This is a genomic window from Microbacterium proteolyticum, from assembly GCF_030818075.1.
In the GTDB taxonomy this organism is placed as follows: domain Bacteria; phylum Actinomycetota; class Actinomycetes; order Actinomycetales; family Microbacteriaceae; genus Microbacterium; species Microbacterium proteolyticum_A.
On the sequence record NZ_JAUSZZ010000001.1, the window covers coordinates 1,867,207 to 1,887,840 of the forward strand.

The following is a 20,634-nucleotide window of genomic DNA, read 5'->3' on the forward strand; positions in this document are numbered from 1 at the left end:
CTCGCCCGCTTCCCCCCACGCAAGGAACCCACTCATGCACGACCGCACCGCGCTCATCGAGATGCGCATCGAACGCTTCATCCGCGAGCGTCTGCTTCCCGCCGTCTATCGCAGCCGTCAGCCGCTCGAGGTGTCCGCGTGGGAGGCCCCGGGCGAGCCCGTGACCTTCGCGGAGGCGCGGGATGCCGACTACCGGCCGTTCGCGATCGGGACGCCGTGGGGCCGGGCGTGGGGGACCACGTGGTTCGCCGTCTCCGGAGAGGTGCCGGCCGCGTGGCGCGACGCCGGTGGCGCCCTGCCCGAGGGAACGATCGCCGAGCTGGTCATCGATCTCGGCTTCACCGCCGGTCAGAGCGGCTTCCAGTGCGAGGCGCTGGTGTGGAACCGCGACGGCGCGCCCATCAAGGGCGTGTCGCCGTTCAACAACGCCACCCCCGCCGCCCTCGACGCCGAGGGCCGCGTCGACGTGCTGGTGGAGGCGGCGTCCAATCCCGACGTCGGAAGCCTCTTCACGTTCGAGCCGACGCACCTGGGCGACCCGGCGACGGCCGGAGACACTCCTCTCTATACGCTGCGCGAGATGTCGATCGGTCTGCGTGACCTCGCGGTGTGGGAGCTGCTGCAGGACTTCCGCCTGCTCCACGGCCTCATCGCCGAGCTCGACGCGACCTCCGCGCGGCGCGCGACCTTGGTGGAGGGGATGGATGCCGCGATCGACGCGGTCGACCCGCACGACGTCTCGGCCACGGCGCAGGCCGGCCGCGACGTGCTCGCCCCGCTGCTCGCCGCGCCCGCGGCATCCAGTGCTCACGTGCTGCACGCCGTCGGTCACGCGCACATCGACTCGGCGTGGCTCTGGCCCGTGCGCGAGACCGCCCGAAAGGTCTCGCGCACGTTCAGCAACGTTCTATCGCTCATGGATGAGGACCCCGACTTCGTCTTCGCGAGCTCGTCGGCCCAGCAGTTCGCGTGGATGAAGGAGCACTACCCGGCGCTCTGGGAGCGACTGAAGGAGCGCGTCATCGAGGGGCGCTTCGTGCCCGTCGGGGGCATGTGGGTCGAGTCCGACACCAACATGGTGGGCGGCGAGGCCATGGCCCGACAGTTCGTCGAGGGCAAGACCTTCTTCCTCGAGGAGTTCGGCATCGACACCGAAGAGGTGTGGCTGCCCGATTCGTTCGGCTACAGCGGAGCGCTCCCGCAGATCATGAAAGCCGCCGGCGCCCGGTGGTTCCTCACGCAGAAGATCTCGTGGAACGAGACCAACCGCATCCCGCACCACACGTTCCGTTGGGAGGGCATCGACGGCTCACGCATCTTCACGCACTTCCCGCCGGTCGACAAGTACAACTCCGAGGTCAGCGCCGCCGACCTCGCGCACGCCGAGCGCAACTTCGCCGACAAGGGGCGCGCCCGCACCTCACTCCTGCCCTACGGATTCGGCGACGGCGGCGGCGGACCCACCCGCGAGATGACCGCGACGATCGCGCGCACGCGCTCGCTCGAGGGCGCGCCGATCGTGAAGCACTCGACCCCGCGCGAGTTCTTCGAGACCGCCGAGGCGGAGTACGCCGACCCGGCCGTGTGGGCGGGGGAGCTGTACCTCGAGTTCCACCGCGGCACGTACACCAGCCAGTTGCGCACGAAGCAGGGCAACCGCCGCAGCGAGCACCTGCTGCGCGAGGCCGAGCTCTGGGCGGCGACCGCGACCGTGCGGACGGGCGCCGAATACCCCGCCGAGGCGTTCCGACGCCTGTGGCGTCTGGTGCTGCTGCAGCAGTTCCACGACATCCTCCCCGGCACCTCGATCGCCTGGGTGCACCGGGATGCCGAGCGCAACTACGAAGCCATCGCCACCGAGCTCGAGCAGATCATCGCCGACAGCCTCCGCGCGCTCGTCGGCACCGGTGAGCGGGCGGTCGTGGCGAACGCCGCACCGCACGCCCGCGTCGGCGCGCCCGCGCTCGCCATCGCCCCGGCCACCGCGGCCGGCGACGTGGCACCCCGCGCCGAGGGAGAGGGATGGGTGCTCGACAACGGCATCGTCCGCGCCGAGGTCGACGGCCGCGGCCTGATCACGTCGCTCGTCGAGGTGGCATCCGGTCGCGAGGTCGTTCCGGCAGGGCAGGTGTCGGGCCAATTCGAGATCTTCCGCGACACCCCCACCCAGTGGGATGCGTGGGACATCGACGAGACCTACCGCCGCCACGCGACCGCCCTCGACAGCGCCGACGCGGTGCGGGTCGACGGCGCGGCGATCGTGGTGGAGCGTACGGTGGGCGACTCCACGATCGTGGAGCGCATCGCCCTCGCGGCGGGCTCGCGCACGGTGCGCCTGTCGCTCGACGTGGACTGGCACGAGCAGCAGAAGCTGCTCAAGCTCCGCGTGCCCGTCGACGTCCACACCGACCGCGCGGCATCCGAGATCCAGTTCGGTCACATCGTGCGCCCGACCCACACGAACACCTCGTGGGACTCCGCGCGCTTCGAGACGGCCGCGCACCGCTGGGTCCGTGTCGCCGAGACCGACTTCGGAGTGGCCGTCACGAACGACTCCACCTACGGTCACGACATCACGCGCCACGAGCGGGAGGCCGGCGGCACGTACTCCCTCGTGCGGTTGTCGATCATCCGTTCGGCGATCTTCCCCGACCCGGGGCAGGACCAGGGCGCGCACCACCTCGAGGTGGGCATCGTCGTGGGAGCCGAGGTCGTGGATGCCGTCACCGAGGGCTATCGGACGAACCTGCCGACGCGTGTCGTCACCGACGCCGCCGAGGAGTCGGTGGCCCCGCTGGTGTCGATCGATGCGCCCGGGGTCGTCGTCGAGGCGATCAAGCTCGCCCAGGACGGTTCCGGAGACGTCGTCGTGCGTCTCTACGAAGCGCTCGGCCAGCGTGCCCACGCCCGCCTCGAGGCCGGGTTCGAGGTCACCGGCGTCATCGAGACCGATCTGCTCGAGCGTGCGGTCGACGCGGCCGCGGTGTCGAGCGCAGCGGGTGGCGTGGTCGATCTCGACCTGCGCCCGTTCCAGCTGGTGACGCTGCGCCTGGCGCGCTGATCCGGGGCCGCGGTGCGGTCGGGGAGGGAGTGCCCTCGGCCGCACCGTCGTTCTCCCCACGAGACCGCGGTGCGGTCGGGACATCGGAGTCCCGGTCGTGCCGTGTTTGCCCGCGAGGCGGGCCCTCCGCGTGATCGGCGGAGGGCCGGGGGCGAGCGGAGGACGAATGCGGCGGCGCACTCAAGTGGTCAGTGCAACACCCTGATTGAGGGGGTGGGCGGTGTTCAGTGTGTTGCGGAGTGTGAAGCGGGAGTTTTGGCGAGGTATCGCGGCGGGATTGTCGACGGCGGATGCGGCGGGGGCGGCGGGCGCGTCGCGGCAGGGTGCGGAGAGATGGTTTCGGGATGCTGGCGGTATGTCACCGTTGTCGTTGTCTGATCCCTCGGGTCGGTTTCTGACCCTTCTCGAGCGTGAGCAGATCGCTGTTGGAGTGGCGCGGGGCGAATCGATCCGTCAGATCGCTCGGGGCCTTGGCCGGCATCCCTCGACGGTGCTGCGGGAGTTGCGTCGCAATCGCGGCAATCTGCCGCGCTACCGGGCGAAACGCACGATGCGCCCGCCCACCCAGTCGGTGTTCTACTCACCCTCGACCGCGCAGGGCCGCGCGGATCGGCGCCTATCGCGCCCTAAGCCATCCAAGCTCGCTTCGCAGCTCTCGCTGCGGGTCGAGGTGCAGCGGCGGTTGAGGCTGGGACACTCCCCGCAGCAGATCAGCCGACGCCTGCGGGTGGACTTCCCGGATGATGAGAGCATGCGCATCTCGCACGAGGCGATCTACCGGTCCCTGTTCGTGCAGGGTCGCGGTGAGTTACGCAACGAGCTCACACGGGCGCTGCGCTCAGGCCGCACCACCCGCAAGCCCCGCGCCCGAACCCAACGTCAAGCGGCCGCAGCGGCCGGGCCAGGAAAGATCCCCGGGATGGTGATGATCTCCGACCGTCCCGCCGAAGCAGAAGATCGCGCCGTCCCCGGCCACTGGGAAGGGGACCTCATCATCGGCAAGGACGGTCTGTCACAGATTGGAACCCTGGTCGAACGCGCCACCCGGTTCGTGATCTTGCTGCACTTGCCCGCCCGCCGAGACGCCGAGACTGTCGCCGATCAGATGATCCAACAAATGCGGCGACTGCCCGACCTGCTGCGACGATCCATCACCTGGGACCAAGGCAAGGAGCTGTCCGCCCACGCCAGGATCACCGTCGAAGCCGACCTGCGCGACGGGGTCTTCTTCTGCGACCCGCACTCACCCTGGCAGCGCGGAACGAACGAGAACACAAACGGCCTGCTCCGGCAATACTTCCCCAAAGGCACCGACCTCTCCGGCTACACCGCCGACTACCTCGACTACGTCGCCACCCAACTCAACGACCGCCCCCGCATGACCCTCGACTGGGCCACCCCCACCGAAGCCCTTGAACGACTACTCTCAACCCCACCAGACAACGGTGTTGCACTGACCGCCTGAAACCGCCGGCGAATCGGTCCTCCGCTCGCCTCTCGTCCTCCGCTCGTCACTCGTCGCGCGCGGGCTCCCGCGCCGTCACACGGCGGCGATCGCCATGAGGCCCACCGACACCGCCATCGCGGCGATCTGCGCGCGGTCCAGCCGCGCCGGCATCCGTTTCGCGACCACGACGGACAGACCCGCGTAGCCGACCGCGATCGCGAGGAGGAACGGAGCCAGAGCCACCCCGTGGGAGTGGCCGGGGGAGCCTCCGTGCGCGCCCATCCCGATCTGCAGCGCGGCCATCACCACCATGCCGAGCGTCGTGTGCAGTGTCATGAGCGCGGGCACGTTCGGCGCGCGGCGCTGGCGTGGCCGGCGCCACACCGCCAGTCCCAGGGCGGCCGCCACCAACAGCGCGGTCCACGCCACCGGTGCGACCACCCCGAACACCGCGGCATCCAGCATCGCAACGAGCATCAGCACGGAGGCCGCGACCTCGGGCGGCCGCACCCGCGCGCGGTCGGCGGCCAGGCAACAGGCACCGACGGCGGCGGGGGCGACCGCCCAGGCGTGGAGGATCTCGCTCATCGCCTCAGCAGTGGCAGCTGGATGCCGGCGCTTCGCCCGCGTGGGGGCCGTGGCCATGCTCGGGCGCTGCGGGCGCGCAGTGCGCCGACGCCGGCGCGGGCACGTTCAGCACGGGGTTGCGCTCGAAGAAGTTGTACGGCTTGAGCGTGAACTTCGCGTAGTCCATCGGCATGACCGGCCAGTCCTCGTTGCGCGGGAAGTGCGTGAGGCCGAAGGTGTGCCAGAGGACGACGTCTTCGCCCACGAGCGGCTCGTCGCCCGCGATGAAGGCCGGGATGCCGGCACCACCGGGGTGCTGGTTGACGAAGTCGCCCGCGGCGTAGCGCTCGTCGGGGTCGTACTTCGTGACGAAGAGGTTCTTCGTGGCGAAGGCGGCACGCGAGGCGATCGAGGAGGCGTCGTCGGCGAGCAGCACGGGCGTCTCGGTCGGAAAGAGCACGTACGAGGTCGCCTGTCCGCGCTCGGTCGTCTTCTCGGTCGAGGCGATCTGCCACACGCGGTTGAGCGCACCGTCGGCGACGCGGCCCGACACCTTCTCGGACGTGATCGGCGTCACTTTCTTGGTGAAGGCGTTGCCGGCCGGGTTGGTCTCGGAGATCGGCACGCGCACGGCGTCGATCTCGTTGACGACGTTGGCGACCCCGTCGACGGTCATGTCCAAGCGTGCCGAGAACAGGTGCTGGTGGTACGGCGCGCCGAGCCCCGGGGCGACCTCGGAAGCGAAGGGGTAGTCCTCACCCGGGTACGCGGAGGTGAACAGGATGCCGGTCAGCTTCGCCTCGCACTCGATGGTGCCGTCGAGGTAGAGGTACCAGTAGAAGCCGTAGTCGTAGTTGCCGACCGTGGTGAAGAACGAGATGACGAGGCGCCGCGAGCGACGGACCTCGCTGGATCCCGTGAAGATGTCGGTGTGCTTCCAGAGGGTGCCGAAGTCCTCCTCGTGCATGCAGACCGCGTTGCGGACGGTGCGCGGCATCCCGTTCTCGTCCGACAGCACGGCGTCGACGTAGGTGATGTCGCCGACGCAGTCGCAGCCGAGCTCGAGCTCGTTCGTGTAGCGGCCGAAGAGGTACTCGCCGGTGTCGAAGTAGTTCTGCCAGAAGCGGTTGGGGGCGGGGTCGGCGTAGGGCACGACCATTTCGCTGATCGAGCCGCGGTACATCACGGGCCGTTCGGCGAACGACAGCTGGCGCAGGATCAGGCCCTCACGGGTGTCGAAACCGATGCGCAGGTCCCATTCGCCCCACGTGACGTGCTCGCCGTCGACGGTGAAGCTCGAGCCCTCGGGCTGGGTGATGACGATGGGCTTCAGGCCCTCCAGCGGCGGGCCCTGCAGCTCGGGGTCGTCGAAGTTGCCGTGCGTCTCGGGCACGGCGAACCCAGGGGTGTCGACGATCTCGATGATCGTGCGGGCGGCGACGTCGATGTAGGCGGTGAGGCCGTCGACGGGGTGCGCCCACGGGTGGTCGGCGGGGTGGTCCTGCCGGAACGCGAAGGTGCGCAGCACCCGGCGGCCCACCTCGTTCTCGTAGCCGTAGTGGCCGGCCGAGAGCGGCACGAGCACGACGTCGGTGGTGGTGAGTCCGCGCGCGGCGAGGGCCGCGACCCACTCGGCGCTCTCGTTCGCGATGATCCCGACCTCCTCGAACTCGGCGTCGAGGATCGGCAGCTGCCCGTCGGAGCCGTCGAGCTCGGTGGAGCGCAGCACCTCTCCGGTCGCGAGCGAGACGACGAGATCGAGCGAGTGGGCGGTGCGCAGGTTCAGCAGCTGCACCCGCGCGCGACGCTCGGGGAGGGCGGTCTCGCCGCGCTCCCAGGCGAGCACCTCGCCCTTCGGCGCTTCGTCGAGGCCGACGTAGGCGAAGCGGGTGGCCTCGTCGATGCCGTCGAGCCCGGCCACGATGGCGTGCACGGCGGTGATCTCTTCGGGGGAGAGGGATGCCAGGGGGTGGGCGGGCGCCGCGGGGGCGACGAAGGCGGTCGAGGTCGGGTCGGTGAGCGTCATGGTGTCTCTCTCAGGTGGAACGGGTGGGACGAGAAGAAGGGGACGGATGCCGCGGCGCGGGCGCGTGGTCACGGCGGCGAACCGTGGCGCGGGCCGCGGCGCCGAGGCCGCGGCGCCGAGGCCGCGGCATCCGGGATCAGCCCGCGATGGTGTCGGTGAGCTTGGCGTAGGCGGCGGGGCGGCGACGGCGGATCCACGCGGCCTGGGCGTAGCCGAGCAGGGGGAACACCGCGACCAGGGCCAGCAGGAACCAGGTGACGGCACCGAAGGTCGGCGCACCGTCGGCGTCGACGTCGCCGACCATGATCGGGAAGTACACGACGATGATCACGGCCGACACCGCGAGCCCCACGAAGCCGAGGGCAGGGGCGACGATCGTGTTCCACACGCGGCGGTCGGCCCGGGTGCGGGCGAAGTACACGATCACGGCGACCGAGGTCGCGGCCATGAGGATCGCGATGGCGAGGGTCGCGACGCCGGCGAACCAGGTGAACACCTGCAGCAGCGGGTCGAGGTTCAGCACCGCGAAGATCACCGTGAGCGCCGCGGCGGTGACCGTCTGCACGATCGACGACACGTGCGGCGAGAGGTGCTTCGCGTGGACGCCGGCCACGCGGTCGGGCAGCACACCCGCGCCCGCCATCGCGTGCTGGTAACGGGTGAGCACGTTGTGGAACGACAGCACGCACGCGAACATCGACGTGAGCAGCAGGACGTTGACGATGATCTCGCCCGCGGTGCCGAGGTAGATCGCGACCGTGCGGAGCATCAGCGTGCCGGGGTCTTCGGCGGCGGCCGCGAGCACGCCGTTCGGGCCCCACGCCATCACGAGGCCCCACGAGGCGAGGGTGTAGAAGACGCCGATGCCGATCACGGCGCCGTAGGTCGCGCGGGGGATCGTCCGGTCGGGGTCGCGGGCCTCGTCGCGGAAGATGGCGGTGGCCTCGAAGCCGATGAACGCCGCGATCGCGAACATGAGACCGACGCCGGGGGAGCCGCTGAGCACGTTCGCCGGTTCGAAGGGCGCGGCGCTCAGGCCCTCGGGGCCGCCGTTGAAGACGACCGCGGCGACGAGCGCGAGCACGATCGCGACCTCGGCCACCAGCAGCACGCCGAGCACCTTGCTCGAGAGGTCGATGTGGCGGTAGCCCAGGATGCCGACGAGCCCGACGACCGCGAATGCGTACAGCCACCACGCGAGGTCGGGTCCGCCGAGGGAGACGACGGTGATCTCGAGCAGGTAGCCGATGTAGCCGTACACCGACACCTGGATGGTCGTGTAGGTCAGCATCGCCGTCCAGGCCGCGGCCAGGCCCGAGGGGCGTCCGAGGCCGTAGCCGATGTAGGTGAAGAACGCGCCGGGGCGGGGGACGTGCCGCGTCATCGCTGCCAGGCCCACCGCGAACAGCAGCAGGATGACGGCGCTGATCGCGTACAGCGTCGGGAAGCCCGCGCCGTTGCCGATCAGGATGCCGAGGGGCGCGGCACCCCCGACGACGGTGAGGGGCGAGGCGGCGGCGACGACCATGAAGACGATCGCCGTGACACCGAGGGAGCCCTGCAGCGTCCGCTTCGCCGACGCCGCCACCCCCTTCGATTCGAGCTGGGTCATGTCGGTTCCTTACGGGTTCGGGTGTGCCACCGAGGTTCCTCCCGGCGCGTTGCCGCGTCGTTGAGCCGGTGTGAAGGTGCGGATGCCGTGAGTGAGACGCGGGCCCGGCGCCGTCTCATTCGGCGACACGCGTTGGAAACACGGGTGTCTCGACGGGGCAACCCCCGCGGCGTACCGTCGGCTGATCCCACGGAGACGACATGACCGCACTCTCCCGCGCCATCGCGCGGCCCACCCCCGTCGCCGGGTTCGGCGAACGCTCCCCGCTGCACGGGCTGGAACGCCGTCGCATCGGCATCGTCGACCTCGCCGCACAGTCGGTGGCGGCGGTCGCCCCCGCGGCGGCGGCCACCACCGTGGTGCTGCTGGTGGCCGGCGTCGCCCCCGGCATGACCGTGGCGGCGATCGTCGCGGCGGCGGTGCTCAGCCTCGCGGTCGCGCGAACCGTCGCCCAGTTCGCGCGGCGTTTCGCCGCGGCGGGGGGCGTCTACACCTACGCCGCTCGGGGTCTCGGCACACGCGCGGGTCTGGGAGCGGGCGCCGCGATCGTCACCGGCTACGCCGCCGTGGCGATGTTCGCGCTGGTCGGCGGCGCCTACTACGCGACGTACCTCCTCGCCGGGCTCTGGCCGGGCCTGAATCGCCCGCTCGCGGCCGCCGGGGCCATCTTCGTACAAACGGCGATCGTCGCGTTCGTGCTCGTGCGCGGCATCCACGTGTCGGCACGGGTCGCGCTCGTCGTCGAGGCGCTCTCGGTCGCGCTGATCGTGGTGCTGCTCACCGTGCTGCTCGTGCACGTCGGACCGATCGACATCCAGGTCGTCTTCGCCGTCCCCACGACCGGTGGTGAGATCCTCGCCATGGCCGCCGGCGCGGTGATCGCGGTGACGGCGTTCGTCGGCTTCGAGTCGGCGACCACCCTGGGGGTCGAAGCCGTGTCGCCGCTGCGCAACGTCCCCCGCGCGATCACCGGCACAGTGATCATCTCGGGGGCGCTGTACGTGCTGGCGGCCGTCACCCAGGTGGCGGGCTTCGACGCGCTCGGCGCCGACCTCGCCGCGAGCGCGTCACCCGTGAACGATCTCGCCACCGCTCACGGTCTGGGCGGGTGGGCCGTCGTCGCCGATGTGGGCATCGCCGCGTCGTTCGTGGCGTGCGCCATCGGGTCGACGACCGCGCTCGTACGCGTGCTGTTCGCGCTGAGCCGCGACGGGGTGCTGCCCGCGCGCATCGGCCGGACGCACCCGCGCTTCGGGACGCCCGCCACAGCCGTCGCGGTCGCGCTCCCGGTGATCGCCGTCATCCCCGTGCTGCTGATCGGCGGCGGTGCCGATATGCGTGACGCGATGCACGTGACGCTGTCGGTCGGAGCAGCCGGATACATCGTCGCGTACATCCTCGTCTGCGTCGCGGCGCCCGTCTTCCTGCATCGCATCGGCGAATCGACGCTCGGCCCCACGGTCGTCTCCGCGCTCGCGGCCGCCGCCCTGACCGCGGCGCTGGTGGCGTTCTTCATCGACGACACCGCGAGCGGCGGGAGCAGTCTGGCCGTGGTCGGGGCTCTCGCCGTCGTGCTCGTGGGAGTCGTGATCGTGCTCCGCCGCCGGCACGGTCCCGGCTCGATCGGCGCGTACGACGAGCCGATCGCGGCCCAGGTGCTCGGGGGCGTCCCCTCGCCGAGGCCCCCGCACGATGGGTGAGGGCGGGGGACCCGCGCTGACCGCACGACAGCCGGGTGCCGTGCATTCGGCGTTGTCGGTGCTCGAGGCCGTCGCGCACCTCGGGGCCGGTGTGACGGCGCAGCGCCTCTCGGCGGAACTGGGCCTGCCTCGCGCCACGACGTATCGCCTGCTGAACCTGCTCGTCGAGGACGAATACCTCGTGCGCACCCCCGATCTGTCGGGCTTCGCGCTCGGCGCGAAGGTCGCCCAGCTCGCTGCGGTGGCCGCCCCGCCGGCGCGACTGTCGTCGGCGGCGCGGGCCGTGGTCGCCGACGCGCGTCGGCGGGTGCGCGGGGGAGTGCACGTCGTGCTCTTCGTGGAGGGGCGCGTCGTCGTCCTCGACGCCGACCCCGACTTCCCCCTCTCCGACCACGCCCGCCTGGCACGCGAACCCGAGCGGTATGCGCTGGGTCGCCTCATGCTCGCCGACGACGGCCACGCGCACGGGCCCGCGGTCGACACCGCCCGCGACGACCTCGCCCGCTGGGGGGCGACCCGTCAGAGCGGTGAGGTCACCCCCACCGCCGGGTGCCTGGCCATCCCGCTGCGCGACGGCGCGGGCGTGCTCGCGGGGGCGGTGGGCTTCTCCGGCCCGCGCCACCGCATCGATGAGCCGGAAGCGGTGCTTTCGGCGCTGGGTCCGACGGCCCGCGAGCTGGGTCCGCTCGTGGTCTGAGAGCCCGCTCCGGCCACGGAGGAAGACGGGCCACGGCTTCGGGTAAGCTGTACACGGCTCTCCGCGTGGCGGCATCCAGGCCAACTCCCCCAGGACGGAAACGTAGCAAGGGTAACCAGGCTCTACCGGGTGCGCGGAGGGTCTTTTTCTTTGCCCCGGCGGTGTTCTGCATCAGCCCGTGCCGTGTGCAGCCGGTCGGGCGACGCGATCGTCGCCACTCCCTCCACACGCGTGATCCGCCCCCGTGCGTGCGTCCGCCGACACGCCCGTCGACACCGCGTTCGCCGTGCTCGCGCCCTCGAACCGCCCTCTCCGCGCTGGGATCAGCGGGGACGGATCTCGCCGGAGCCGCGTGGGATCAGGTCGACGGGCACGACGACACGGCGCGGTGACATCCGGGCGACCCCGTCGAGCGTCTCGAAGAGCATCTCGGCGGCGCGGATGCCGATCTCCTGCGGGCGCTGGGCGATCACGCTGATGCCCGGCTCCATCAGGTCGGCCAAGTCGACGTCGTCGAACCCGATGAGGGCGACGTCGTGGTGCCGTCCCAGTCGGCGCAGGGCGTGCACGGCCCCGATCGTGATGAGGTTCTGCCCGCTGACGATGGCCGTCGGAGGGGCCGGCAATGCCATGAGTTCCAGCACGGCCCGCTCCGCTGCGGCCTGATCGGTGAGATCGCGGACGACGACCGTCGCCGACTCCGGCAGACCGAATTCCGCGATCGCTTCGCGGAAGCCGCGCTCGCGCTCCCGGGCGGTCCAGATGTCGTGCCGGTCCAGAAGGAGGGCGATGGTGCGATGCCCGTAGCCGAGCACGTGACGCGTGGCGAGCGCGGTTCCGCCGACGTTGTCGGCGTGGACGAGGTCGGCGTCGAGGTCGGCGGGCTCGCGGTCGATGAAGACCACCGGCATGGTCGCGGGCACCATCTCTCGCAGATAGCCCTGGCTGCCGGCGATGCACGTGAGGATCAGACCGTCGACCTTGCGGCGCACGAAGGCGCCGACCGCGGCGACCTCGCGGTCCGGGTCGTCGTCGAGGCTCGAGGCGAACACCGCCACGTCGCGGTGGATCGCGAGATCCTCGACGGCGCGATGGATGGTCGCCGAGAACGGGTTCGCGACATTTCCCAGCAGCAGGCCCAGCGACTTCGTGCGCGTCATCGTGCGCCGGAGGTTCGCGGCGTGCGCGTCGGGCTCCCACCGGAGTTCCTCGATGGACGCGCGGATGCGCGCGGCCGTCGCCTTCGCCACGTTGGGCTCGTTGTTGATGACGCGGGAGACCGTCTTGATCCCGACGCCGGCGTGATGCGCGACGTCGCGGATCGTGACTGAGCCCCCGCGGGCATCGGGTCTGCCTGATAACGGTGTCATCGCCCCGCACTCGCTGGATCAATTAATGGTTGCACCTTATCTGTGACTGCGGTACACCTGTCACTGACACCGTTGTCAGTTCGGTTTCGACAGAGCAGTCTCAAACCACGAAGGATCACACCAATGCCGCTGCATTCGAAGTCCCGCGCCCTTCTCGCCGCCGTCGGTCTCGCCGCCGTCGCCGCACTCTCGCTCTCCGGGTGCTCCTCGCCCGCGGGTTCCGCGACCAGCGCCGAACCCGCCGGCGCCGACGAGCAGGTCGGCGTCACCCTCATCGTCAAGACCACCAGCAACCCCTTCTTCGTCTCGATGGAGGATGCGGCTCAGGCGGATGCCGAGAAGGCCACCAACGTCAAGCTCACTCTCGCCGCGGGCAAGAAGGACGGCGACACCGACAGCCAGATCCAGGCCATCGAGAACGCCATCTCGCGCGGCGACAAGGGCATCCTCATCACGCCCAACGGGCCCGCGGTCATCAACGAGATCGAGAAGGCGCGCAACGCCGGTCTGTACGTCATCGCCCTCGACACCGTGCCCGACCCGGCCGACTCCGTCGACATCACCTTCGCCACCGACAACTTCGCCGCGGGCGAGCTCATCGGCCAGTGGACCGCCTCCAAGCTCGACGGCAAGGATGCCAACATCGCGATGCTCGATCTCTTCAGCGATCAGATCGTCACCGTCGACACCGCGCGTGACCAGGGCTTCTTGAAGGGCATGGGCATCGACGTGCCCGACCCCAGCAAGAACGGGTCGGAGGCGCCCTCGGGCAGCTACACCGGCGGCAAGGGCGGCTCCTACACGATCGCCGGTCATCAGGCCACGCAGGGTGCGGAAGACGGCGGGCGCTCGGCGATGGAGACGCTGCTGTCGAAGGACCCGAACATCAACGTCGTCTACACGATCAACGAGCCCGCCGCCTACGGCGCCTACCAGGCGCTGAAGGCCGCGGGCAAGGAGAAGGACGTCATCATCGTCTCGGTCGACGGCGGCTGCACCGGTGTCGGATACGTCAAGGACGGCATCATCGGCGCCACCGCCCAGCAGTACCCGTCGAAGATGGCGTCGCTCGGCATGGAGGCCATCGCCGAGATCGCCCGCGGCGGCGAGGCCCCGCAGCCCACGGACGGCCTCGACTTCTTCAGCACCGGCCAGCAGCTCGTCACCGACCAGCCGCAGACGGGTCTGGAAAGCCTCACGTCCGCCGACGCCGCCAGCACCTGCTGGGGCGAGTGATCCCACGGGGGCGCGCCGCGAGGCGCGCCCCCGACCTCTCACCTGCGATCGGGAAGACCCTCATGTCACAAACGCCGACCCCCCAGACCTCTCCGCCGACATCCGCGCTGCACCTCGCTGACGAGTTCATCGCCCGCCAGACGCCCATGCAGCGCGTGCGCAACATCCTCTACCGCTACCCGGCGATCAGCCCGGCCATCGTCCTCGTCGTCGCCGTCATCGTCTTCGGCATCATCAATCCGCGATTCCTCGCGCCGGCCAACCTCTCGCTCATCACGCAGCAGGTCGCCGTCATCGGCACCCTCGGCGTCGCGCAAACCCTCGTCATCCTCACCGCGGGCATCGACCTGTCGGTCGGGGCGGCCATGATCCTCAGCTCGGTCGTGATGGGCAACGCCGCCGCCGGTCTCGGCGTCCCGGGACCCCTCGCCCTCGTGATCGGTCTGATCGCCGGGGTCCTGACCGGGCTGATCAATGGCATCCTGGTGACCCGGCTGAACCTGCCCCCGTTCATCGTGACGCTGGGCACGCTCAGCATCTTCACCGCCGTCCTGCTGCTGCTCTCCAACGGTGCGACCGTGCAGGGCAGGGACCTGCCCGAGATCCTCACCTTCACGGGCACCACGTTCCACATCGGCGTCGACGTCACCTTCGGCGTGTTCCTGATGATCGTGGTCTACGCCGTCGTCTCGTACGCGCTCGGCCGCACCGCCTGGGGACGCCACGTCTACGCCGTCGGCGACGACAAAGAGGCGGCCCGACTCAGCGGCATCCGGGTCAACCGCGTCCTGCTCAGCGTGTACCTCACGGCGGGCGCCATCGTGGCCGTCGCCGCCTGGATCCAGATCGGCCGTGACTTCGGCTCCAGCCCCAACGCCGCCGTCGACGCCAACCTCAACGCGATCACCGCCGTCGTGATCGGCGGGATCAGCCTCTTCGGTGGGCGCGGCAACGTCTGGGGCACCCTCCTCGGTGCGCTCATCGTCGGCGTGTTCCGCAACGGCCTCGCGCTCGCGGGTCTCGACGTGCTCTACCAGACCCTCGCCGTCGGCATCCTCGTGATCGTCGCCGTCTCGATCGACCAGTGGATTCGGAAGGTTCGCAAGTGAACGCCGCAGCAACCGACACGCGCACGCCCGTCCTCTCGGCCAAGCGCCTCGTCAAGACCTACGGACACGTCGTCGGGCTCGACGGCGTCAGCCTCGACCTGTACCCCGGCGAGGTGCTCGCCATCATCGGCGACAACGGTGCGGGCAAGACCACGCTCATCAAGTGCCTCACGGGGGCGGAGATCCCCGACGGGGGCGAGCTGAGCCTCGACGGCAAGCCCGTGCAGTTCCGCCGGCCCCAGGACGCGCGGGATGCCGGGATCGAGACGGTCTACCAATCGCTCGCGGTCTCGCCCGCGCTCGATGTGGCGGCCAACATGTACCTCGGTCGTGAGATCCGCCGCCCCGGCCCGCTCGGAACGGTCTTCCGCATGCTCGACACCAAGACCATGCGCAAGAACGCCCGTGCCGAGCTCACGCGTCTGGGCATCTCGACCCTGCAGGACGTCACGGTCGCCATCGAGAACCTCTCCGGCGGCCAGCGACAGGCCGTCGCGGTGGCGCGCGCCGCCGCCTTCGGCTCGAAGGTCGTCGTCCTCGACGAGCCGACCGCCGCCCTCGGCGTGCGCGAGTCGAATCAGGTGCTCGAGCTCATCAAGCGCCTGCGCGACAACGGCGTTCCCGTCATCCTGATCAGTCACAACATGCCGCACGTGTTCGAGGTGGCCGACCGCATCCACATCCAGCGTCTGGGCAAGCGGGCCGGCACGATCACCCCGCAGTCGCACACCATGAGCGAGGCCGTCGCCATCATGACGGGCGCGCAGACGCTGTGAGCGCGAAGTACCTGTACGCGGAGTTCCGGGCGCAGCCCGGGCACGCAGACGCGCTCGCCGCGTTGGTCGCGGGGTACGGAAGCGATGTGTCGGGGGAGTCGGGCAACCTCCGCTTCGATGCGCACCGCGTGAGCGAGGACCGCGACCGCTTCTTCGTGTACGAGCAGTACGTCGACGAGGCGGCCTTCCAGGCGCACCTGGCGACACCGCACTGCGCCGCGTTCAACGAGGCGATCGCCCCGCTCGTCGCGGGGGGCGGCTCGACGCTCACATGGCTGGACCCGGTGACGCCGTGAGCGGCGTCACCGGGGCGGTCCTCGTCGTCGGCGAATCCCTCATCGACATCGTCGAGGGCGACGGGGACTCACGGTCGTACGTCGGAGGGAGCCCGCTGAACGTCGCCGTCGGTCTCGCGCGACTCGGCATGACCGTCGACTTCGGCACCGAGTTCGGAGCCGATGACGCCGGCGCCCGCATCGCCGACCGCCTGTCCCGCGACGGCGTGACGCCCATCCAGACGGCGGCGGGCGCGTGGCCGACCTCCACGGCCCGCGCCCGGATCCGACCCGACGGCTCCGCGTCCTACGTCTTCGATCTGGAGTGGCGCTTCGACGCCCCGCCGCGCGCCGACGGGTACGCCATCGTCCACGTCGGATCGGTGGGCGCACTGCGCGAGCCCGGAGCGCACCGCGTGGTCGAGCTGATCGAGAGCCTGCCGGCCGACGTGCTGGTCACCTTCGATCCCAACGTGCGCCCCGCCCTGCTGGCCTCGTCCGAGCGCACGCGCGCCCTCGTCGAGCGCTACGCCGCCCGGGCGAACGTCGTGAAGCTCAGCGACGAGGACGCCGAGTGGCTCTACCCCGACGACCCCGCGTCCGCGCCTGAGCGTCTGCTCGCACGGGGGGCCGGGCTGGTCGTCGTCACGCGCGGCGGCCAGGGCAGCACGATCCACACACCCGCCGTCGAGCTCCCGGTGCCGTCCTTCCCGGTGGAGGTCGTCGACACGATCGGGGCCGGCGACTCGTACATGTCGGGCATCATCGCGGCCCTCGTCCGCGGCGTCGGTGTCGCGGGAGCGGCGACCGGGGCCTTCGACGAATCCGATCTCGCCGAGGTGGGGCGCTTCGCGGCGACCGCGGCCGGCCTCACGGTCAGCCGTGCGGGGGCCGCACCGCCGACCATCGCCGAACTCGACGCGGTCCTGCAGCGGCAGAACCTCGTCGCTCCCTGACCCCGCCCGGCGCGACGCTCCCGACCCGAAAGCGTCGTCGCGCCGGGCGGAACCACGTCGCTCGTTCATCGAGGGATGCCGCGTCGCCCGCAGGACGTGCAGTCCGGCGGCGAGGAGGTCGACGCATGTCACGTGCACACGCGGGTCGCGGTCGAGGTCGCGGCCGGTCCGGTGCAGGCCCGTCCGACCCCGGTCGGGGACGGTGGGTGCGGGCGGAGCCGTCGCGACAGTCATAGTGGTGGGACCAGACGCGGCGCTTGCGTTGACTCGACCTCGAAGCAACGCCGGTGCGATGTCCGGGGTCCGCAATAGGCTGATCGGGTGACGCAGAGCATCTACATCACGTCGGCCGAAGGTCATTCGGGAAAGTCCTCCGTGGCACTGGGCGTGCTCGACGCGCTCAGTCGCGTCACACCGCGGGCGGGGGTGTTCCGCCCGATCGCGCGCTCCACGGCCGAGCGCGACTACGTGCTCGAGATGCTGCTCGACCACGACAGCGTCGATCTCTCCTACGACGACTGCGTGGGCGTCACCTACGACGACGTGCGCGACGACGCCGACGCGGCCCTGGCCCGCATCGTCGAGCGCTACAAGGCCATCGAGGCGCAGTGCGACGCCGTCGTCATCATCGGCAGCGACTACACCGACGTCGGCAGCCCCGCCGAACTCGCGTACAACGCCCGCATCGCCGCCAACCTCGGTGCGCCGGTGCTGCTAGTGCTCGGCGGACGCGCGCAGCAGGGCCACAGCGAGACGCTCGGCCTGTCGGTGCCCCGTACTCCGCAAGAGGTCGGGCAGATCGCCTCCCTCGCGATCTCCGAGCTGCAGCACGAGCGCGCCGCGCTCTTCGCCGTCATCGCCAACCGCGCCGATTCCGATCGGCTCGACGAGGTCGTGGCATCCGTCCGCCACGTCGTCGACACCGCGGTGGTCGACACCGCGGTCGTCGGCGGATCCGCCGAGCGCCGGAGCGTGCCCGTCTGGGCGCTGCCCGAAGACCGGTTCCTCATCGCCCCGTCGATGCGCGGCGTCCTCCGCTCGGTCGAGGGGGAACTCATCAAGGGTGACCCGGCGCTGCTCACCCGCGAGGTGCTGGGCGTCGTCGTGGCGGGCATGTCGATGGTCAACGTGCTGCCGCGGCTGAAGGAGTCCGCGGTCGTCGTCATCCCCGCCGACCGCTCCGAGGTGCTGCTGGCCGCACTGCTCGCCAACGCATCCGGCACCTTCCCGTCGCTGGCGGGGATCGTGCTCAACGGCGGCTTCGAGCTGCCCGACGCGATCGTGCGGCTGATCGACGGCCTCGGGTCGCCGCTGCCGATCATCGCCACCGACCTCGGCACCTACGACACCGCCGTGCGCATCATGAGCACGCGCGGCCGCCTCGCCGCCGACTCCCAGCACCGCTACGACACCGCGCTCGCCCTGTTCGAGCGCCACGTCGATACCGAGCTCCTCACGCGCGAGCTGGGCGTCGCCCGCCCGAGCGTCGTGACCCCGCTGATGTTCGAGTACGGCCTGGTCGACCGCGCGCGCAGCGACAAGCGCCGTATCGTCCTGCCGGAGGGCAACGACGACCGCGTTCTGCGGGCAGCGGCCACGGTGCTCTCGCGCGGCATCGCCGACCTCACCATCCTCGGCGAGCCGATCGAGGTGCGCGGGCGCGCGATCGAGCTCGGCATCGACATCCGCGATGCCGAGGTGCTCAGCCCCTTCGACGCCGTCCACGTCGAGAAGTTCGCCACCGAGTACGCCCGGCTCCGTGCGCACAAGGGCGTCACGCACGCCCAGGCCGCCGACACCGTCACCGACGTGTCGTACTTCGGCACGCTCATGGTGCACCTGGGTCTGGCCGACGGCATGGTGTCGGGCGCGGCCCACACCACCGCCCACACCATCCGTCCGGCCTTCGAGATCATCAAGACCGCGCCCGGCGTCTCGGTCGTCTCGAGCGTGTTCCTCATGGCCCTCGCCGATCGCGTCCTCGTCTACGGCGACTGCGCGGTGATCCCCGACCCCACCAGCGAGCAGCTCGCCGACATCGCGGTCTCGTCGGCCGCGACGGCCGAGCAGTTCGGCATCGCGCCGCGCGTGGCCATGCTGTCGTACTCGACCGGCGAGTCCGGCACGGGTGCCGACGTCGAGAAGGTACGCACCGCCACGGCGCTGGTGCGCGAGCGCGCGCCGGAGCTGCTCGTGGAGGGCCCGATCCAGTACGACGCCGCCGCCGACGCGGCGGTGGCGCGCGCCAAGATGCCCGGATCGCAGGTCGCGGGACGCGCCACCGTGTTCGTCTTCCCCGACCTCAACACGGGCAACAACACCTACAAGGCGGTGCAGCGCTCCGCCGGAGCCGTCGCGATCGGACCGGTGCTGCAGGGGCTGAACAAGCCGATCAACGACCTGTCGCGCGGCGCCCTGGTCGACGACATCGTCAACACCATCGCGATCACCGCGATCCAAGCCCAGGGGAGCGACAAATGAGCGTGGTGCTGGTCGTCAACAGCGGATCCTCCTCCTTCAAGTACCAGCTGCTCGACATGGACCGCGAGCAGGTGCTCGCCTCCGGTCTGGTCGAGCGCATCGGCGACCCTTCGACAGGCTCAGGGACCGGGGGAACGGCGACGCACACGGTGAAGGCTGCCGCCCTCGCCGCCTCCGACGCTCCGGCGCCGACGGTGACGGATGCCACGTACACGATCGAGCGGGAGATCCCCGACCACACCGCGGGTTTCGCCGTCATGCTCGAGGCCTTCGCCGCGCACGGACCCTCGCTCGAGGAACGGGCTCCCGTCGCCGTCGGCCACCGGGTGGTGCACGGCGGAGCGCGGTTCTTCGAGCCGACCGTCGTCACGCCGCTGGTCGAGATCAACATCGACGAGCTGTCGGTGCTCGCCCCCCTTCACAATCCCGCGAACCTGGCGGGCATCGTCGCGGCGAAGAAGGCCTTCCCCGGCGTCCCGCACGTCGCCGTCTTCGACACCGCCTTCCATCAGTCGCTGGCGCCCGAGGCCTACACGTACGCCATCGACCGGGAGCTCGCCGAGGCGCACCGCATCCGGCGTTACGGCTTCCACGGCACGAGCCACAAGTTCGTCAGCGAGGCCGCTGCGGCCTTCGTCGGCCGCCCGCTCGGCGAGCTCAAGCAGATCGTCTTCCACCTCGGCAACGGTGCGTCCGTCGCGGCCATCGAGGGCGGCCGCTCGGTCGACACCTCGATGGGGTTGACCCCGCTCGAGGGCCTCGTCATGGGCACGCGCTCGGGTGATCTCGACCCGGCCGTGCTCTTCCATCTCGCGCGCCGCGCCGACATGTCGATCGCCGACCTCGACACGCTGCTCAACAAGCGCTCGGGGCTCAAGGGCCTCGCCGGTGTCAGCGACATGCGCGACATCGGCGAGCGGCGGGATGCCGGCGACCCGGCCGCGCAATTGGCTTTCGACGTCTACATCCACCGCCTCCGCGCGTACGCCGGCGCCTATCTGGCACAGCTCGACGGGGTCGACGTCATCTCCTTCACGGCCGGGGTGGGCGAGAACTCCATCCGTGTCCGGGAAGAGGCCCTGGCCACGCTCGGTTTCGCGGGCGTCGAGATCGACCCCGAGCGCAACGCGCGGCGCGAGCGCGGCATCCGTCGCATCTCCTCCGACGCATCGCGCGTGACCGTCCTCGTCGTCCCGACCGACGAGGAGCTCGAGATCGCCCGGCAGACCCTGTCGGTCGCGACCTGAGGGCGCGCCCGCCTCGCCTCACCGTGTGGGGCGGCGCGATGCCGGAACCGGTTCCCCCACGGGCCCACCATTAC

Annotated in this window: 15 protein-coding genes and 1 other RNA gene; 12 read left to right on the forward strand and 4 right to left on the reverse strand. The window is 70.7% G+C overall.

Translation table 11 applies throughout. The features are described from left to right. The first annotated feature begins 34 nt into the window (after positions 1–34). Together QE392_RS08670 and QE392_RS08675 are read left to right on the forward strand one after the other, a co-directional pair. Positions 35–3,061 carry an alpha-mannosidase gene (locus QE392_RS08670; RefSeq protein WP_307450711.1) on the forward strand — a complete coding sequence of 1,009 codons (3,027 nt, stop codon included), beginning with the start codon at positions 35–37 and terminating at the stop codon, positions 3,059–3,061. A gap of 205 nt (positions 3,062–3,266) precedes the next feature. Beyond that, positions 3,267–4,526, forward strand: a complete 1,260-nt coding sequence (locus tag QE392_RS08675; protein WP_444875307.1) for an IS30 family transposase — start codon at positions 3,267–3,269, stop codon at positions 4,524–4,526. 75 nt (positions 4,527–4,601) lie between these two features. On the opposite strand, the gene QE392_RS08680 is transcribed toward QE392_RS08675, so the two are convergent. From QE392_RS08680 to QE392_RS08690, 3 genes are all read right to left on the reverse strand, one after another. Next, a complete protein-coding gene (locus QE392_RS08680) occupies positions 4,602–5,096 on the reverse strand; it encodes a hypothetical protein (RefSeq protein ID WP_307450712.1) in 495 nt (164 codons plus the stop codon). 4 nt (positions 5,097–5,100) lie between these two features. Then, positions 5,101–7,101 carry a primary-amine oxidase gene (locus QE392_RS08685; protein WP_307450714.1) on the reverse strand — a complete coding sequence of 667 codons (2,001 nt, stop codon included), beginning with the start codon at positions 7,099–7,101 and terminating at the stop codon, positions 5,101–5,103. A 136-nt stretch (positions 7,102–7,237) separates the two neighbouring features. Beyond that, positions 7,238–8,713: an APC family permease gene (locus QE392_RS08690; RefSeq protein WP_307450717.1), complete on the reverse strand. Its 1,476-nt coding sequence runs from the start codon at positions 8,711–8,713 to the stop codon at positions 7,238–7,240. A gap of 200 nt (positions 8,714–8,913) precedes the next feature. On the opposite strand from QE392_RS08690, the gene QE392_RS08695 reads away from it, so the two are divergent. The 3 genes from QE392_RS08695 (at position 8,914) to ffs (ending at position 11,259) form a co-directional block, all read left to right on the forward strand. After that, positions 8,914–10,413: an APC family permease gene (locus QE392_RS08695; protein ID WP_307450720.1), complete on the forward strand. Its 1,500-nt coding sequence runs from the start codon at positions 8,914–8,916 to the stop codon at positions 10,411–10,413. Positions 10,414–10,453: 40 nt separating this feature from the next. Further along, complete coding sequence (locus QE392_RS08700; protein WP_307450722.1) at positions 10,454–11,110, forward strand: helix-turn-helix domain-containing protein; 657 nt, start codon at positions 10,454–10,456, stop codon at positions 11,108–11,110. A 52-nt stretch (positions 11,111–11,162) separates the two neighbouring features. Beyond that, positions 11,163–11,259, forward strand: an RNA gene (ffs, locus tag QE392_RS08705) — signal recognition particle sRNA small type. Between the two features lie 174 nt (positions 11,260–11,433). Here ffs and QE392_RS08710 read toward each other — a convergent pair. Then, complete coding sequence (locus tag QE392_RS08710) at positions 11,434–12,480, reverse strand: LacI family DNA-binding transcriptional regulator (protein WP_307450725.1); 1,047 nt, start codon at positions 12,478–12,480, stop codon at positions 11,434–11,436. Between the two features lie 123 nt (positions 12,481–12,603). On the opposite strand from QE392_RS08710, the gene QE392_RS08715 reads away from it, so the two are divergent. The 7 genes from QE392_RS08715 to QE392_RS08745 all read left to right on the forward strand — a co-directional run bounded on the left by QE392_RS08715 (position 12,604) and on the right by QE392_RS08745 (position 20,560). Continuing rightward, positions 12,604–13,716 (forward strand): substrate-binding domain-containing protein, encoded by a 1,113-nt coding sequence (locus QE392_RS08715; RefSeq protein ID WP_307450727.1) that lies wholly within the window; start codon positions 12,604–12,606, stop codon positions 13,714–13,716. 62 nt (positions 13,717–13,778) lie between these two features. Further along, positions 13,779–14,825 (forward strand): ABC transporter permease, encoded by a 1,047-nt coding sequence (locus QE392_RS08720; protein ID WP_307450729.1) that lies wholly within the window; start codon positions 13,779–13,781, stop codon positions 14,823–14,825. Then, positions 14,822–15,601: an ATP-binding cassette domain-containing protein gene (locus QE392_RS08725; RefSeq protein WP_307450732.1), complete on the forward strand. Its 780-nt coding sequence runs from the start codon at positions 14,822–14,824 to the stop codon at positions 15,599–15,601. The genes QE392_RS08720 and QE392_RS08725 overlap by 4 nt, the downstream gene beginning before the upstream one ends. Beyond that, positions 15,598–15,897: a putative quinol monooxygenase gene (locus QE392_RS08730; protein WP_307450734.1), complete on the forward strand. Its 300-nt coding sequence runs from the start codon at positions 15,598–15,600 to the stop codon at positions 15,895–15,897. The genes QE392_RS08725 and QE392_RS08730 overlap by 4 nt, the downstream gene beginning before the upstream one ends. Then, positions 15,894–16,832 carry a carbohydrate kinase family protein gene (locus QE392_RS08735; protein WP_307450736.1) on the forward strand — a complete coding sequence of 313 codons (939 nt, stop codon included), beginning with the start codon at positions 15,894–15,896 and terminating at the stop codon, positions 16,830–16,832. The genes QE392_RS08730 and QE392_RS08735 overlap by 4 nt, the downstream gene beginning before the upstream one ends. Before the next feature lie 321 nt (positions 16,833–17,153). Beyond that, positions 17,154–19,313: a phosphate acetyltransferase gene (pta, locus tag QE392_RS08740; protein WP_307450738.1), complete on the forward strand. Its 2,160-nt coding sequence runs from the start codon at positions 17,154–17,156 to the stop codon at positions 19,311–19,313. Beyond that, positions 19,310–20,560, forward strand: coding sequence for an acetate/propionate family kinase (locus tag QE392_RS08745; RefSeq protein WP_307450740.1), 1,251 nt, complete (start codon positions 19,310–19,312; stop codon positions 20,558–20,560). Before pta ends, QE392_RS08745 begins: the two co-directional genes overlap by 4 nt. The last annotated feature ends 74 nt before the right edge of the window (positions 20,561–20,634 follow it).